This window comes from Algoriphagus terrigena DSM 22685 (assembly GCF_000429445.1).
In the GTDB taxonomy this organism is placed as follows: Bacteria; Bacteroidota; Bacteroidia; order Cytophagales; family Cyclobacteriaceae; genus Algoriphagus; species Algoriphagus terrigena.
This window is the reverse complement of sequence record NZ_AUBW01000012.1, coordinates 75747-92187: the sequence shown is the minus strand read 5'-3', so window position 1 is coordinate 92187 and position 16441 is coordinate 75747. Positions and strand designations below refer to the sequence as shown.

Sequence of the window (16441 nt, the reverse complement as noted above, 5' to 3'; positions counted from 1 at the left end):
AATGCGAGATTCCATATGGCAACTGAAAAACAAAATATAATCATATGAAATTTATTGTTTCCTCTTCTGCTTTGCTGAAGCAGCTTTCGGCCATCAACGGTGTCGTGACTACAAATCCGGTGGTTCCCATCTTGGAGAACTTTCTGTTTGAGATCAAAGATTCTGTGTTGACCATCACGGCTTCTGATTTGCAGACCTCTATGATGACTCAACTTCATGTGGAGGCAAAAGAGGATGGCAATATTGCAGTTCCTGCGCGTATTCTGATCGAGACCCTGAAAAACCTGCCAGAGCAGCCGGTGACTTTCAGCATCGATCACGATACCTATGCGGTGGAAATAAGCTCCGACAACGGCCGCTACAGACTTGCCGGCGAGAATGCCACAGACTTTCCAAAGATCCCGACTGTATCCAATGCTACTACTGTGGACATGTCCACTGAGGTGCTTTCTTCGGCGATTTCCAATACCATCTTTGCAACCAGCTCGGACGAACTCCGACCTGCGATGACCGGTGTCTACATCAACTTGAGCGCGACCAACACCACCTTTGTAGCCACGGACGGTCACCGACTGATCCGCTACAGACGGGTCGACGTGGCTTCTCCAAACGGAGCCAGCCTGATCATCCCAAGAAAGGCGCTTAACCTGCTGAAATCTACTCTGCCAAGCGAAAATGTGCCCGTCACTGTGGAATTCAACCAGTCTAACGCATATTTTAAATTCAACAACATCAAGATGATCTGCCGTCTGATCGACGAAAGATATCCTGATTACGAAAATGTGATTCCGGTAGACAATCCAAACCGTATGAACATTGACCGTCTGGAATTGCTTGGGTCACTTCGCCGAATCGCGATCTACGCAAATAAAACCACCCATCAGGTAAGATTGAAGTTGACCGGTAGCGAATTGATGATCTCTGCAGAGGATCTGGACTTTTCTAACGAAGCAAACGAAAGACTCTCTTGCGACCACGAAGGCGAGGATATCGAGATCGGGTTCAACGCCAAATTCTTGGTGGAGATGCTCAACAACCTAGGCTGCAAAGAAGTGAGTCTTAGATTTAGCGCTCCTAACCGCGCAGGCTTGATCCTGCCTGCTGAGCAAGATGCAAACGAAGACATCCTGATGCTGGTCATGCCGGTGATGTTGAACAACTACGTGTAATTAATTAACCACAAACCATAGCATGAAAGGCCTTCAGAACACGAAGGCTTTTTTTATTTTAGGCCTTTTTCAACCGATAAAGCCAGTAGCCGAGTCCCACGGTACTGAGGAAAAATACCACCAGTGCCCATTCGATCGCTCGTCGCTCAGTCAGTTTGTTTTCGATCTCCTTGTCCCGCTCAGCGACTGCTCTCTTGAGTGCCTGCACATCTTTCTCTAGCTTGAGCGTAATCGACTTGTAGTCGTCTTTATCTTGGGTGATGGTGGTGGTTTCGATCGAGCCGATCATCCGGAGTTCATCCATGATCTGGTTGTCTTTGGTGATAATCCGCTCCAGCCATTCATTAGTCTCGATCATGTCCTTTTTGGTACGGTTGCCAAAGATTCCAGACTTTTTGCTCTCGGAAGTTCGCCATTCCGCATGAAGCTGATCCCGCTCTTGAACCATTCGTTCGAGCTTTGCTCCATCGAGTTGTGGAGCCTGGAAAAGTGTAAATAATAGCGCTCCAATAAGGTTTAACATGGTTTCCTGGTTTTTGATTTTCGCAATAAAAACAAAATATAGGCCAGTTTTAGCGAACAGTTAGCAGACGCAGTGTTCATTAAATTGTAAGTAGTAAATGGTGAGTAGTAAGTTCTGTTTTCCATTACTTACTACTGACCACTTACTATTTACCTCTCACCAAGCTGCCAACTGACCTCTGAAAACTGATCACTGACCCCTGCCTTTCCAGCCCCGGGTTGTCTCCTTCTTACCCGGAGGACCAGGTACAGTTTCGACCTCCAAGCCGAGCGCTTTGAGATCCCGCTTCAGCTGGCCGGTGGCACTATACGTGGCAAATAAGCCGCCTGGCCGCATTGCATCGGTTACTTTTTGCAACGTTTCTTTTTTCCAGAGTTCCGGTTGCTTGCTTGGGGCAAATGCATCGAAAAACACCACGTCCGAAGGGTAAAGTTGTGCTTCCTCTAACGTAACGTTGTCTTTTTTGAAATTGAAATATTCTGAAACCGGGCCACCTTCATTCCAGGGAGCGTTGTGGAGGGGTTCGAAGTACTTGTGGAAGTGCCAGATGCTGTGATCGTGCTCGATGTAGTTCAGTTGGCTGTAGATTTCTTTCTCAAGCGGGTAGGCCTCGATGGTATGGTAGAGCACGGGAATGCGGTTTTGTTCCGCCCAGACCAAGGTCAGCCAGGCATTAAGCCCGGTCCCAAATCCCATTTCGAATATCCGGATGGGGTATTTTTGGGGATTCCTCGCCAGCCAGGAATCCAGTCCATAGATCATGTAGATGTGGATCGATTCCCTGAATGCTCCCGCTGAATTGTGATAGGTCTCCTGTAGCTCCGAATTATAGAGCGAATGGGATCCGTCTCCCGTGGTGATGATTTTTAGTTTTTCACTCATACTCTATAAATCAAGGCTGCGCAATAGGCGGATATGCCTTCTTCTCTCCCCACAAACCCCATCCACTCGGAAGTGGTTGCTTTGATCGAGATGTCTCCTTCGGCGACGCTCATAACGTTGGACAGGCAGGTTTTCATCTCGGGGATGTATGGGTTCACTTTAGGCACCTGCAAGCAGATCGTGCTGTCCAAGTTTCCGACTTCGTATCCGGCCTCCCGGATCATTTTCATCACTTCTGTGAGCAGGACTTTGCTGTCGATCCCTTTGAACTGCGGGTCTTTATCGGAGAAGTGATAGCCGATATTTCGCATGTTGGCGGCGCCGAGCAGGGCATCGCAGATCACATGAATTAGTACGTCTGCGTCGGAGTGACCGACGGCACCTTTGTCGTGATCGAGTTTGATGCCTCCCAGCCAGAAGTCATAGCCTGGCTGCAGCTGGTGGACGTCGTATCCGAAACCTATTCTGAATGGAGTCATTGCTTGATCGATTGATAGTAGAGAACTGAAGCCTGATCTTCCCGGAGCAAGTCTCGCGCCCAGGATTTGATTTGCGGTGCTTCAATCTTCGATTTTTCTTCAAATTCCTGCCAATATAATTCAGGATTGCCCAAATGGGCAAAGTAAGCCAAGTTCATCGCCCGGTTGAGGAGCTGAATGGATTCGTAGGTCTTCATGGCTTCTCCCTGATTTTTGATTTTCTGGAGGTTTCTTTCCGGGATCTCTTCGGTCAGAAACTGATCAAGCGCTTCGTCCAAGGCTCTTTCCGCTTCTTTGGCAGAGATGCTGGGTTCCATCTTTCCAGAAAAAACCAGCAGACCCGGATCCACGGAGCCCGTGATGTATCCGCCAACCGAGGCGAAGATTTTTCCGTTTTTGACCAGTCTTTGCTCCAACAGGGAAGATTTGCCTGAGCCTAGGATGTCACTGATCAAGTCCGCTTCCAGATAGCCGGGGGAGCCTTTGGCGGGCATTTTGTAGACTTTGTACAGGGCGTCTGTAGGGACTTTGGACTGATGCTCCAGGGATCGCTTCGTGGTCTGTTGAAGCTCGGGAGTGATGGTTTTTGGCACGGGAGGAGCGGAGGGAATTGGCCCAAACCATTTTTTCGCCAAATGCTCGATTTGAGAACGTGTGACATCCCCTGCCACAACCAAGATCGCGTTGCCGGGATGATAGTGACCTTGGTAGAAATCCCACACATCATCTCTCGTGTAGCCTTCTATATCGGCAAGATTTTGCCCGATGGTTGGCCAGCGGTAGGGATGAGTTTCATACGCCATATTCCTCATCAGATGCCAGACGTCGCCGTAAGGCTGGTTGAGATACCGCTGTTTGTACTCTTCCATGACTACTTTTCGCTGAGTTTCTATCGTCTTCTCGCTCAGTGTCAGTTGGAGCATGCGGTCGGATTCCAGCCAAAAGGCCGTTTCGATGTTTGCAGCAGGCAGCGTCATGTAATAATTGGTGATGTCGGGGCTGGTGAAGGCATTGCAGGAGCCGCCCACCAGCTCCAATTCCCGGTCGAAGACGGGGACGTTGGCAGAACTTCCGAACATCAAGTGCTCGAAAAAGTGAGCCAGTCCTGTTTTTCCGGGCTGTTCAAACCGTGAGCCTACCTTGTAGAGTAAATTGAAAACGGCAATCTTGCTGGTGTGGTCCTCATGGACGATCACCTCAAGGCCGTTGTTGAGAAAAAACCTGTGGTAGGGAAACATTTGGGGTGAGATTGGCGTGTTTTGTTACGTTGAAAGGACAGGATAAGATTGTAAAAGAGCTTTGAAAACGAGAGATTTTTCTTTTTTACACCTTATCGCTACCATTTGTAGAAGTTGTCCGGATTTTTACAAAAAAAACCGAACTTTGGTTCGTATCGCTAAGTTAGAGTTCCCAAACATACTTCACCCATTCTGATGAAAAAACACTGCGTAGATCTGAATAAGACGGGACAGTTTTCGAGATTTTTTTTGGATTACATAGAGGGAAAGGAGTCATTAAAGCCGTTTTATTCACATCTGCCGAGGCTGGAAAGTTTCAGGGATGCAATCGCAGCCAAGAGTTTTCCTCCGGAAAATCGAGTCATCCTTCATCAAGCTTTACAAAATCAGTATCACGGTGTGGAGGTGTTGGAAGTGGTCGGTGAAAATGTGGACTCGCTTCTCAGCGAGAAAACGTTCACGGTCACTACGGGGCATCAGCTGAATCTTTTCACGGGGCCGCTTTACTTTATATATAAGCTGGTCTCGACGATCAATCTCGCTAAGCAGCTTCAGGCCGCCTATCCGGATTTCCATTTTGTGCCGGTGTATTGGATGGCGACGGAGGATCATGACTTCGATGAGATCAACTACTTCAAGCTGGACGGGAAGAAGTACCAATGGTCCAGCGATCAGAAGGGCGCCGTTGGGGATTTTGAATTGGACGCGTCGTTCAGGGACTTTCTTCAGAAAGTCCCTTTTGCACCGGAAGCATTCATGAAATCCTACCAAAGCAGCAAAACACTGGGTGAGGCTGTGCGGAAATATGTAAATGCGCTTTTTGGAGCGTATGGACTCGTGGTCGTGGATGGAAATGATGCGGGACTCAAATCCCTTTTCAAATCGGTCATTGCTGCGGATTTGTTTGCCAATGCACCGTTTGAGCAGGCTAGGAGATGTACGGAGGACCTGGAGAAATTGGGCTATAAAAGCCAGATTTTCCCACGGGAGATTAATTTGTTTTATCTGGAGAAAGGGCTTCGCGAGCGGATAGAGCAAAGCGGTGAGCGATTTCAGGTCTCGAACTCGGATATCAGCTTTTCTGCCGATGAACTGAAATCCCTGATCGATTCAAATCCGGAGCGGTTTAGTCCAAATGTGGTGCTACGGCCTTTGTACCAAGAGATGATCCTGCCAAACCTCGCCTATCTCGGCGGCCCCGCCGAGGTGGTTTACTGGCTGCAGCTGAAGGGAGTCTTTGACTTTTTCAAAGTTCCGTTTCCCGTGCTTATGCCTAGGAATTTTGCGTTGATACTGGCCGGGCCGGTTTTGGAGAAAGCTGGTAAGCTTGGATGGAATCATGCTGATGTCTTTGGTGATTTTGAAGTTTGGAAAAAAACTTTCGTTGCCCAGCAGTGTCAGGTAGATTTCCTCTTGAAAGAGGAAAAGCAGCTTATTTCAGAACTTTTTCACAAAAAAGGGACCGAAGCTGCTACGCTGGAAAAGAGTCTGCTCTCAGCCTTTGAAGCGGGAAAAGTCCGCAGTCTGAAGATTCTCGATCAATTGGCAGCAAAATTGAGAAAGGCAGAGGAAAGAAGGCTGCAAGTGGATCTGGATCGGGCAAAGGCTGTATTGGAATTTGCAGCACCCGGAGGAAGTCCGCAGGAGCGGGTGGTGAATATGATGCAATTTTATCTCAGTAATCCCGCTTTGATCGAAGACTTGATCGCCTGCTTTGATCCATTTGATTATACCATGATGGTGTTGGAAACCAATGAAAAATAAACAAGATCTCCGCGCAGCGTACAGACAGTTGCGAAAAAGCCTTCAACCCGCCGTGATTGAGGCTAAGTCCCAAGCCATCAACAGTCAGTTTCTGGACTGGCTGGCCGATAGAAGCGACCTTCAGCACTTTCACCTGTTTTTTCCGATCGACCGGTTCAATGAAGTCAACACCTTTTATATCAAAGAATCGCTCGATCAGCTGGGTAAGACACTCTACACGTCCCAGGTCAATCGGGGCGAGACTGAATTGGAGACCTTAAAGCTTCCAAAGCTGGTGGCCTTCTTTCTAGACGAGTGGGGGATTCCGGTGCCTCAGGAATCCATCATGGTATCGCCAAGTAAGATTGAGGTGGTTTTTGTTCCACTTTTGGCCTACGATCTAGCCGGTAACCGGGTTGGATTTGGAAAAGGTTTCTATGACTCGTTTTTGGGTAAGTTGAAGCCGGAGGTCATCAAAATAGGCCTTAGTTTTTATGAGCCAGAAGAAAGTATTCAGCCAGACGCGCACGATGTCAGGTTGGATTATTGCATTACTCCCGAAAAAGTTTTTACTTTTTGACAGGAATCAACCCGTTAGTCCTTGAAAAAATCACTTTTACTCTCATTCGCCGTCTGCATGATGGCGATAATCTTTGCTATTCCCCAAGCCAGCGCGCAGCAGGGGTATTATAACACCATGGTCGGGTTTCGTGCGGGCACTTCTTTGGGAGGTTCCGTGAAGCGATTTGTGACAGACCAGTCGGCTGTCGAACTGATGGTGTTCAACAGATGGAAGGGGTGGAATGCTGCATTGCTCTATGAATACCACATGGACATCCGGGAATTTCGGGGGATGGAATGGTACTTGGGAGGTGGAGGGCACTATGGAGTTTGGAAAGAACCGAAGGCAGAACCGCCTTGGGTCTACAAGGGAACAGAGGATTACACAGCCTACGGCATCGATTTTATAGCGGGCTTGGAGTACAACTTTTACAATACAAACATTTATCTGAGTTTTGACTGGAAGCCAGCATATAATTTCGTTGATTTCACAAAGCTTTGGTGGGATGAAGCAGCCTTCACTTTAAGATATTCCTTTTGAAAATGGAAAACCGGTCGTAAAACGAACCGGTTTTTTAATTTTCAGCAAAAAATGACGCATTTTATTGGATATTTGAAACGTTAAATTCTGATTTTTTGAAAATTACAATTTTTTAAGATTGGTTTTCTGACACTGTCGAAATAATATCTATTTTAATATTGGTTATATAGAATAATATTCTTACAAACTACATAAATGCAGGTTTATCTGCCAGAAAATTTTTATTTTGAGTAAAAAGAAAAATTTTTAAAATAACCTTTCCCTACTTTTTTCAAAATATTGTTTGCTTAATGTTAAAAAATCCAACCATTTGCGTTAAGAAATGTTAACAATATCGATTGCTACCAAATAATTCTAATTTCCGACCATTCAAACAAATTATCTACCGCTTTTGACATTGTGACAGAATGTTTTTTACTTACCAGTATCAACTAAACTAAATACCTTATGAGAAAAGCTTTACTCTTTGTTGTTGCGCTTTTCACCATGATCCTCAGCTATGAGGTATCGGCGCAGCAACGGGTAATTACCGGAACGGTAATTTCCGAGGAAGACGGACTTGGGTTGCCAGGGGCAACAGTTCTCGTGAAAGGTACGACAGTGGGTACTACCTCCGACCTGGATGGTAACTACTCCATCAACGTACCAGCGGGTTCTGATGTCTTGATCTTCTCTTTTGTGGGTCTCAAGACCCATGAGGAGGCGATCGGCAACCGATCCGTAGTCAACATCACTCTCACGACCGACGCGTCACAACTATCTGAAGTGGTAGTCACGGCGATCGGTATCGAAAGAGAGAAAAAGGCACTGGGTTACGCAGTAACTACAGTGGACAACACGCAGCTGGAGAATCGTCCAGAATCTGACGTAGCGCGGGTACTTCAGGGCAAAGTACCTGGGGTGAGCATCACCTCTACCAACGGGATGTCAGGATCAGGAACCAACATGGTCATCCGGGGCTATTCCTCAGCGACCGGTTCTAACCAACCACTGTTTGTTGTGGATGGGGTACCGTTCAACACCAGTACCAATGCCCAAAACGGTTTCACAACCGGTGGTGGTGCCACATCTTCCCGATTCTTGGATATCGATCCAAACAACATCGAGAGCATGTCGGTATTGAAAGGTCTCTCAGCGACAGTACTCTATGGTGACCAAGGCAGAAACGGGGTAATCCTGATTACGACCAAGTCCGGTGCGTCAAAAAGAAAGGCGGCTGAAGTAACCATCAACCAGTCGTTGTTCACCAACAAGGCTGCTTCTCTGCCGAGCTATGGACAGATTTATGGTAACGGCTTCCAGCAAGCGCCTGGGTTCTTCTTCTCTAACTTCGGTCCGAGGATGGATCAGGGTCTGACGATCCCTCACCCTTATGCAACCTCCTCTGTTGCAGCGGTTCGTAACGCCTTCCCTGAGTTTTGGGTAGATGGAATCGTGGGCGGTACTCCGGTACAGTATGAGTATAAGGCCTATAAGGATCCTTCGGAGATCTTCTTCAGAACCGGCTTGGTGTCCAACACCTCCGTGCAAGTAGCCGGTGGATCAGACAGAACAAGCTTTAGTGCAAGTTTTGGTTACACCAAAGATGAAGGGTATGTCCCGGGTAACGAGCTGGACAAATTCAACTTTGGCTTGGGTCTGAATTCTGCGGTGACAGATAAGTTGACCATCAATTCCTCCTTCACCTTTGCTATCACTGATCTGGAGACTCCTCCGGTCAATGCTTCGGGCGGTTCGGGTAGTGATATCCCCTCCGTTTTTGGCCACGTGTTGTTTACCCCGCGTTCCGTTGACTTGGAAAACCTTCCATACGAAAACCCGGTGGACAAGAGCTCCGTCTATTTCAGAGGGGGTAACGACATCACAAACCCTAACTGGTTGGTGAAATATTACACCAATACCTCTGATGTGAAACGATTCTTCAACGCCACGTCTCTGAACTATGATCTTTCGGACGATTTCTCTATCACCTATCGTTTGGGTCTGGATACCTATTCGGAGTTGCAGGAAGTGAAATATAACAAGGGCGGAGCTACCGCAAACCTTGCGACCAGAAACGGGTATTACAAGTCGATCAATATCACCAACACCATCTGGAATCAGGATCTGATCCTAAACTGGAAGAAGGAAATCAGTGACAAGATCGGTATGAGCGCATTGCTTGGAGGAAACTCCCGATACGATTTTTATACTCAAAATGGTATCGCATCTCAGGGTCAGCTCGCTTTTGGTTTGTTTAGACATACTAACTTCCAGACCTCTGCCAACAGGGATGCTTACTCTCAGGCGGCCTTGGATTATACAGAGGAGGAAAGAAGATATGGGATTTATGCCAACGTGACCTTGGACTACGCCGATTACCTCTTCTTTAACCTGTCTGCAAGAAATGACTGGACCTCTACTGTGGAAAAAGACAACAGAAGCATCCTGTATCCGGGTGCATCGGTCTCTTTCATCCCTACCACAGCATTCAATTGGAGTTCTTCTACATTGAATGACTTGAAGTTGAGATTGGGATATGGCACCTCTGCAGGTTATCCTTCCCCTTACAGTACACGAAATGTCTTAGCTCAGTCCGCTAGAGCATTTGATGTGAACGGAGCGGTAACTACCACGCATGCAGTATCCAATGAATTAGGTAATCCAAACCTGAAGCCAGAGCTTCACGGTGAGTTGGAATTCGGTGTCGAAGGTGTCATGTTTAACAACAAGCTGAGATTCGACATCTCTGTATATGAGAAAAACACCAAGGATTTGATCACCAGATCTCCAATTGATCCGGCGACAGGATTTACTGAGACTACCATTAACATCGGTAAGATCCGAACCAGAGGTGCGGAAGTCCAGGCAACGGTGACTCCAATCTCTACTGCCTCAGGGTTTGAGTGGAATACCACTTTAAACTGGTCCAAATACGCAACTGAAGTGCTTGAGCTTGGAGGAGGCTTGGAACAATTGATCATTGCCGGTTATTCCAATGACGTAGCAAACTTCGCTATCCCGGGCGAACCGTTCAACGTAATCAAAGGTATCGGTTTTGAACGAGTCCCGGATGGTCAAGAGTTTGCAGGTCAGCCAATCATCCTCTCCACTGGTGTTCACAAGCCGACCGCAGATTTCGTGGTATTGGGCGACCCGAATCCGGCATGGAATGGCTCATGGATCAACACCTTCACGTTCAAAGGATTTACATTAAGCGCGATGTTGGAATACAGACACAAAGGTGTGGTGTACTCCAATACGGTGACCGCTACTCTTGCCCGTGGAGTGACCGAAGATCCAGTGGCAGATCGTGAAATGACCTTCATCATGCCAGGTGTAAGACAAGATGGGGTTGATTCAGAAGGAAAGCCTAAATATGTCCCTAACGACTATCAAATCTCTGCCTCCGATTACTTCTTCTCAGGTTATCAGGGTGCAACAGATGAACCGAACGTATTCGACGGGTCGATGATCCGATTGAGAGAAGTTTCTTTGGCCTATCAGCTGCCAAATACCCTGATTTCTAAGACACCGTTCAAAAGAGCATCTATTGCTTTAAGCGGTACCAACCTTTGGTTTGAGGCACTGAACTTCCCTCCAAACATGAACTTTGATGTCGATGTGTTGGGTACAGGTGTGGGCAACGGTCTTGGATTTGACTTTGTAACTGGTCCTAGCTCTAAGAGAATGGGTGGAACGTTAACTCTTACTTTCTAACCCCAAATGGAAATGACTATGAAAAGATTTATATATGGCTTGACGGTTGCGACCTCTTTGGTTTTCGCGACGTCCTGCGATGAAAAACTGGATGAATTGCTGGAAAATCCGAATGCTGTAAATGCTTCTACCGCATCTCCGGATTTTCTCTTGAACAGAATCCAGTTGGATTACAAGGATTTATGGTATGGAATAGCAGATGACGGTGCCCGACTTACCCGTCAGATCAACCAGGGTTCTTCTCTGTATATCAACGCCTATACGGCGGTTTCAACAAACGGAACTTGGGAAGATGGGTATTCCTCGATTCTTGCTGATATCAAGTTCTTGGAGCCATTGGCAGTGGAGGCCAACTTCCAGAGACATTTGGGAATTGCCAAGACCATCAAGGCGATGGTGCTGTTTGATTTGGTGGATACGTATGGAGATGTTCCTTATTCCGAAGCCTTGGATCCTGCCAATTTCTTTCCAAAGACAGACAGTGGAGAGTCGATCTATGACGCGGCGTTTGCTTTGTTGAATGAAGCGGCTGGTCACTTTACCGCGACTTCTGCCGGTACTCCAAATGACTACTACTATGCCAGAGACTATACCCGCTGGATTAAGTTGATCAACACGCTGAAACTGCGCTACTTCTTGAACACCAAGATGGTGGATGCTGCGGCTTCTACGGCCGGCATCAATGCCTTGATCGCTGAAGGCAATATGTTGGGTGCTGCAGATAACTTCATCTTCCGATTTGGCACTACGGCCGCGGATCCGGATTCCAGACATCCTAAGTTTGGCGGTCAGTACACCTCAGGCGGTGGTGACTATCAGTCCACTTATTTCATGCACCATTTGACGGTAGCCAAAGGCTTTGATGATCCCCGTGTAAAATACTACATGTATCGTCAGGTCCTGACTAATACTACCAGTGTAGATGAGCAGGAGTGCGTATCTCAGATAGCCCCACCTCACTATCTGTCAGGCAATTATCCATATTGTAACCCCGCTGGGAACAAGGGCTACTGGGGACGTGACCACTTGGATCCGGATGGTATTCCGCCAGATGGGTTGAAAAGAACTGCTTACGGTGTTTATCCGGCCGGTGGTCGATTTGACAACGATAGTGGTGTTCCGGTTAACAATCCTGCCTTGGGCGCAAAAGGAGCTGGTATCCATCCCATAATGTTGTCTTCCTATGTTGACTTTATGTTGGCAGAGGCAGCACTTACATTGGGTACAAATGGTGACGCGAAGGCTTACCTGACATCAGGTGTGACCAAAAGCATCAACTATGTCAGAGCATTCTCTCTCTCTACCAGCGAAGCTTCGGTCATCACGGGTAAAATCCCTGACGCAGATCACGTGCGTCAGCGAGATGCCTATGTGGCTTATGTAGGTACGCAATTCGATGCTGCTGCATCTGCAGATGCGAAGCTAAACGTGGTTGGACTGGAGTACTGGTTGGCGCTGTATGGCAACGGAAAGGAAGCCTATAATTTGTACAGAAGGACCGGTAAGCCTGCAAACATGCAACCGGGGCTGGAAGCCAACCCGGGGCCGTTTGTTAGATCATTCCTGTATCCTAGCAACTACATTGTAACTAATAACAATGCCGTTCAAAAGCCTGACGTAGCTGAGCAAGTGTTCTGGGACAAGAATCCTGCATCACCTTGGATTTATTAATCAAAAAATCAGAAAAGATGAAAATGCTAAAATATAGTTTCGGCTTATTTGCAACTGCGCTCATACTTCTGAGCTCTTGTAGAGACTCGGTGGAACCGAATGTTCCATACAGTACTTTCGATAACGGTGCTTATTTGAGAACAATTACCACTTCAACCAACAGCACAAGCTTTAACTTCTTCAATCTGGCAGCGTCCAAGTTTGCGTTGACTTTGGAAGCGGTCGATAAGGAAGATGGAGCCACAGTTGATAATGTGGAGATCCGCGTGAGACACAGCAGATTGATCGCCGGGGTAGGATTTGAATACACTCCTGCTACTGATGTGTTGGTGAAGACAATTCAGGCCTCTGATTTTGGGCCGAATGCTGATTCCAGATTCCTGAGAACCTCTTTCGAGGTTTCTGCCGCTGATGCAATCGCGGCGGTGGGATTAACACCTGCGGATATGGAAGGCGGAGATGTGTTTGAATTCAGACTGGTGCTGAATGACAAGCAGGGACGCTCTTTCTCTACTAATAACGTGACCACCAACGTGGCGGGTGCGCCATTCTATGCTTCACCGTTCCAATACAGAGTAAGTGTAGTCTGTCCTTCAGATTTGGCGGGTACCTATGAGTTCTCCCAATCGGACATGCAGTCGGTGTATGGAGACTGTGCAGGTACGATTACCGGGACTACCACCTGGACCGCTATAGCTGGCACTACTAGCTATAAGATCACAGACGGTACATTTGGTTTCTGGGATTGCTACGGCGACACCTGGGGTGCCGGCGACGTTAGAATTGGTGATGCTTGCGGTAACCTGTCTATGTCAGGCGCTGACAAGTACGGCGTGGCTTATTCCATGACGGTTTTGAGCGTTACACCTACCGACTTGGTGTTTACTTGGATCAACGGAGACGATGAAACGGGTACGGTGACTGTCAAATCTAACGCCGGTAAACCTTGGCCGATGTGATTTTAACCGATTTGTAAGTTTATAAAAGCAGCGCTCCCAAGGCGCTGCTTTTTTGTTTTGTTCAAGAGCGAATTTAATATTTGTTAAAGCAAATAAGCGGTTTTTTATTCCGAGGCGCAGGGCTTAGCTTTGCGTAGTTCTCAAAAACTCACTATGGATAAATTCTCTTTTATCGCAAATGCGCACGTCTCGTATATCGATGAGCTCTACGCATCTTACAAAAATGAACCCACTGCAATAGACCCGAGCTGGAAGGAATTTTTTGATGGGTTTGATTTTGCATTAACCAACTACGGTGCAGAAGAAAATGGCAACGGAAAACCGGAAGTGGATGCTAAACCTGCGCCGAAGAATGGTGCCCTGGCTACTCCAGGTACTATCATGGACATGGAGCAGCTGCCGAAGGAGATCAAGGTTCGCGCCTTGATCCATGCTTATCGCTCTAGAGCGCACCTAAAATCCAAAACCAATCCCGTAAGAGAACGGAGAGATCGCAAGCCGATGGTGGATCCTGAATATTTCGGATTGGGCCAGGAGGATATGGCGACTGTTTTTCAGGCGGGAAATGAGATCGGAATCGGAAGCGCCACGCTGACGGAAATCCTCGCAGCACTGAAGACTATCTATGAAGGCCCAATGGGCTTTGAGTACCTATACATCAGAGACGCGGAGATTCTCGATTGGTTCAAGACCAAAGTGGAGAAGGAAGCATTGGCCTTCAATCCGTCTCATGAGGAGAAAAAACGAATTCTTTTCAAACTGAACCAGGCGGTTGTTTTTGAAAATTTTCTTCATACCAAATACATCGGCCAGAAGCGATTCTCACTGGAAGGTGGGGAAAGTACCATTCCGTTCTTGGATGCCGTCATCAACACTGCGGCCCAGTTTGGGGTGGAAGAGGTCATGATCGGGATGGCCCACCGTGGCCGATTGAACGTTTTGGCAAATATCATGGGGAAAACCTATGAGCAAATCTTCTCGGAATTTGAAGGAACTGCCAAGCCGGACTTGACCATGGGTGATGGTGATGTGAAATATCACATGGGCTACTCCTCAGACATTGTCACTCCGGAAAACAACAAGGTTCACTTGAAACTTGCACCAAACCCGTCTCACCTCGAAGCAGTAAATCCGGTGGTTGAGGGATTCTTGAGGGCAAAGATCGACCATGCCTACAAGCATGATGCGACTAAGGCTCTTCCGATCCTTATCCATGGTGATGCGGCAGTTGCCGGACAGGGTATCGTCTATGAGGTGACGCAAATGGCGGGCTTGAAAGGTTACAACACCGGCGGTACGATTCACTTTGTGATCAACAACCAGGTCGGATTTACCACGGACTTTGACGATGCCAGAACTTCAATCTACTGTACTGACGTTGCCAAGATCATCGATGCGCCGGTCATCCACGTGAACGGTGACAACGCGGAAGCTGTCGTATTTGCCTCAAGACTCGCTGCAGAATATCGTCAGAAGTTCAGCAAGGATATTTTCGTAGACATGGTCTGCTACAGACGTCATGGCCACAACGAATCCGATGAGCCTAAATTCACGCAGCCGGAGCTGTACAACATCATCTCAAAGCACCCAAATCCAAGAGAGATCTACGTGAAGAGACTGACTGATCGGGGAGATTTTGATGCGAAGATTGCTGCTCAGATGGATGAGGAATTCCGACAGCTGCTTCAGGATCGCCTAAATATGGTCAAGGAAAAGCCGCTTCCTTATCAAGCGACGAAGTTTGAAAGAGAGTGGGCAAACCTGAGAAGATCTACGCCGGCGGATTTTGAAAAATCTCCTGATACCGGCATCCCCACTGAATCGATCGAAAAGGTGGCTGAAGCCCTGACTTTCATACCGAAGGGATTCAAGCCGATCAAGCAGATCGAAGCACAAATGAAGCAGCGCAAGGACATGTTCTTTGAAACCAAAGAACTCAACTGGGCCTCTGCCGAATTGCTGGCCTATGGCTCTTTGCTTTTGGAAGGAAAGACCGTCAGAATAACCGGTCAGGATGTCCAGCGGGGTACCTTCTCCCATAGACATGCTGTGCTTCACGATGCCAACACCAATCAGCCCTACAATTCCCTCAAGGAAATGAAGGACAGAAAGGGGCCTTTTTACATCTACAACTCCCTGCTTTCTGAATATGCTGTCTTGGGCTTTGAATACGGATATGCCATGGCAAATCCTCATTCTTTGACCATCTGGGAAGGACAATTTGGCGACTTTGCCAATGGCGCACAGACCATGATCGATCAGTTTATCACTTCTGGAGAGTCTAAGTGGCAGAAGATGAACGGATTGGTGATGTTGCTGCCACATGGCTACGAAGGCCAGGGCCCAGAGCACTCCAATGCCCGTCCGGAGCGATTCTTACAGCTCTCTGCAGAATACAATATTGTGGTCGCCAACATCACTGAGCCATCCAACTTCTTCCATCTTTTGAGAAGACAGCTGGCCTGGGAATTCAGAAAGCCCTGCATCGTCATGTCTCCAAAGTCGCTTCTGAGACATCCAAAGGTCGTTTCTCCGATTTCGGAGTTCACTTCCGGCGGATTCAGAGAAGTACTTCCTGACACCACTGTCGCGGCCAAAGACGTGAAGCGTGTGGTACTTTGCACCGGTAAAATCTACTACGATCTGGAAGAAGCCCGTGAAAAAGAAAAGATCAAAAACGTGGCTATCGTTCGAATAGAGCAACTTCATCCACTTCCTAAGAAGCAGATTATGGAAGTACTGAAGTCTTACAAAGGAGCTGAGATCGTCTGGGTACAAGAGGAGCCGGAAAACATGGGCTACTGGAACTACCTGTTGAGACTGCTTTACAAAGAACTTCCGATGGAACTTATTTCCCGTAAAACAAGCGCGTCTCCTGCCACCGGATACAACAAAGTCCACGTAGAAGAGCAGAAAAACATTGTTTCTCAAGCGCTAAAAATCTAACCTTGAGGACAGTCCCGATTTTTTAGGGAT

At 47.5% G+C, this 16441-nt stretch carries 12 protein-coding genes; 8 read left to right on the top strand and 4 right to left on the bottom strand.

Translation table 11 applies throughout. The annotated features are described in order from the left end of the window. The first annotated feature begins 44 nt into the window (after positions 1–44). The gene (gene dnaN / locus G459_RS0112395; protein WP_026967945.1) at positions 45–1169 is read left to right on the top strand and encodes a DNA polymerase III subunit beta; all 1125 of its coding nucleotides are present in this window, start codon (positions 45–47) and stop codon (positions 1167–1169) included. Positions 1170–1227: 58 nt separating this feature from the next. On the opposite strand, the gene G459_RS0112390 is transcribed toward dnaN, so the two are convergent. From G459_RS0112390 to G459_RS0112375, 4 genes are all read right to left on the bottom strand, one after another. Next, the gene (locus tag G459_RS0112390; RefSeq protein WP_026967944.1) at positions 1228–1692 is read right to left on the bottom strand and encodes a hypothetical protein; all 465 of its coding nucleotides are present in this window, start codon (positions 1690–1692) and stop codon (positions 1228–1230) included. A 189-nt stretch (positions 1693–1881) separates the two neighbouring features. After that, positions 1882–2574, bottom strand: a complete 693-nt coding sequence (gene mnmC2, locus G459_RS0112385) for a tRNA (5-methylaminomethyl-2-thiouridine)(34)-methyltransferase MnmC2 (protein ID WP_026967943.1) — start codon at positions 2572–2574, stop codon at positions 1882–1884. Further along, positions 2571–3053 (bottom strand): 2-C-methyl-D-erythritol 2,4-cyclodiphosphate synthase, encoded by a 483-nt coding sequence (gene ispF / locus G459_RS0112380; protein WP_026967942.1) that lies wholly within the window; start codon positions 3051–3053, stop codon positions 2571–2573. Before ispF ends, mnmC2 begins: the two co-directional genes overlap by 4 nt. Next, positions 3050–4291: a M16 family metallopeptidase gene (locus G459_RS0112375; protein ID WP_026967941.1), complete on the bottom strand. Its 1242-nt coding sequence runs from the start codon at positions 4289–4291 to the stop codon at positions 3050–3052. The genes ispF and G459_RS0112375 overlap by 4 nt, the downstream gene beginning before the upstream one ends. A 195-nt stretch (positions 4292–4486) precedes the next feature. Between G459_RS0112375 and bshC the strand changes: the two genes are divergently transcribed. From bshC to G459_RS0112340, 7 genes are all read left to right on the top strand, one after another. Beyond that, positions 4487–6055 (top strand): bacillithiol biosynthesis cysteine-adding enzyme BshC, encoded by a 1569-nt coding sequence (gene bshC, locus G459_RS0112370; RefSeq protein ID WP_026967940.1) that lies wholly within the window; start codon positions 4487–4489, stop codon positions 6053–6055. Then, positions 6045–6614: a 5-formyltetrahydrofolate cyclo-ligase gene (locus G459_RS0112365; protein ID WP_026967939.1), complete on the top strand. Its 570-nt coding sequence runs from the start codon at positions 6045–6047 to the stop codon at positions 6612–6614. Before bshC ends, G459_RS0112365 begins: the two co-directional genes overlap by 11 nt. Before the next feature lie 21 nt (positions 6615–6635). Beyond that, complete coding sequence (locus G459_RS0112360) at positions 6636–7136, top strand: hypothetical protein (protein ID WP_026967938.1); 501 nt, start codon at positions 6636–6638, stop codon at positions 7134–7136. A 447-nt stretch (positions 7137–7583) separates the two neighbouring features. Further along, positions 7584–10835: a SusC/RagA family TonB-linked outer membrane protein gene (locus G459_RS0112355; RefSeq protein WP_026967937.1), complete on the top strand. Its 3252-nt coding sequence runs from the start codon at positions 7584–7586 to the stop codon at positions 10833–10835. Between the two features lie 18 nt (positions 10836–10853). Further along, on the top strand, positions 10854–12506 hold the full coding sequence (locus G459_RS0112350; protein WP_026967936.1) for a SusD/RagB family nutrient-binding outer membrane lipoprotein: 1653 nt from the start codon (positions 10854–10856) through the stop codon (positions 12504–12506). A gap of 17 nt (positions 12507–12523) precedes the next feature. Continuing rightward, the gene (locus G459_RS0112345) at positions 12524–13465 is read left to right on the top strand and encodes a hypothetical protein (RefSeq protein WP_026967935.1); all 942 of its coding nucleotides are present in this window, start codon (positions 12524–12526) and stop codon (positions 13463–13465) included. Between the two features lie 153 nt (positions 13466–13618). Beyond that, positions 13619–16411, top strand: coding sequence for a 2-oxoglutarate dehydrogenase E1 component (locus G459_RS0112340; RefSeq protein WP_026967934.1), 2793 nt, complete (start codon positions 13619–13621; stop codon positions 16409–16411). Positions 16412–16441: the final 30 nt, after the last annotated feature.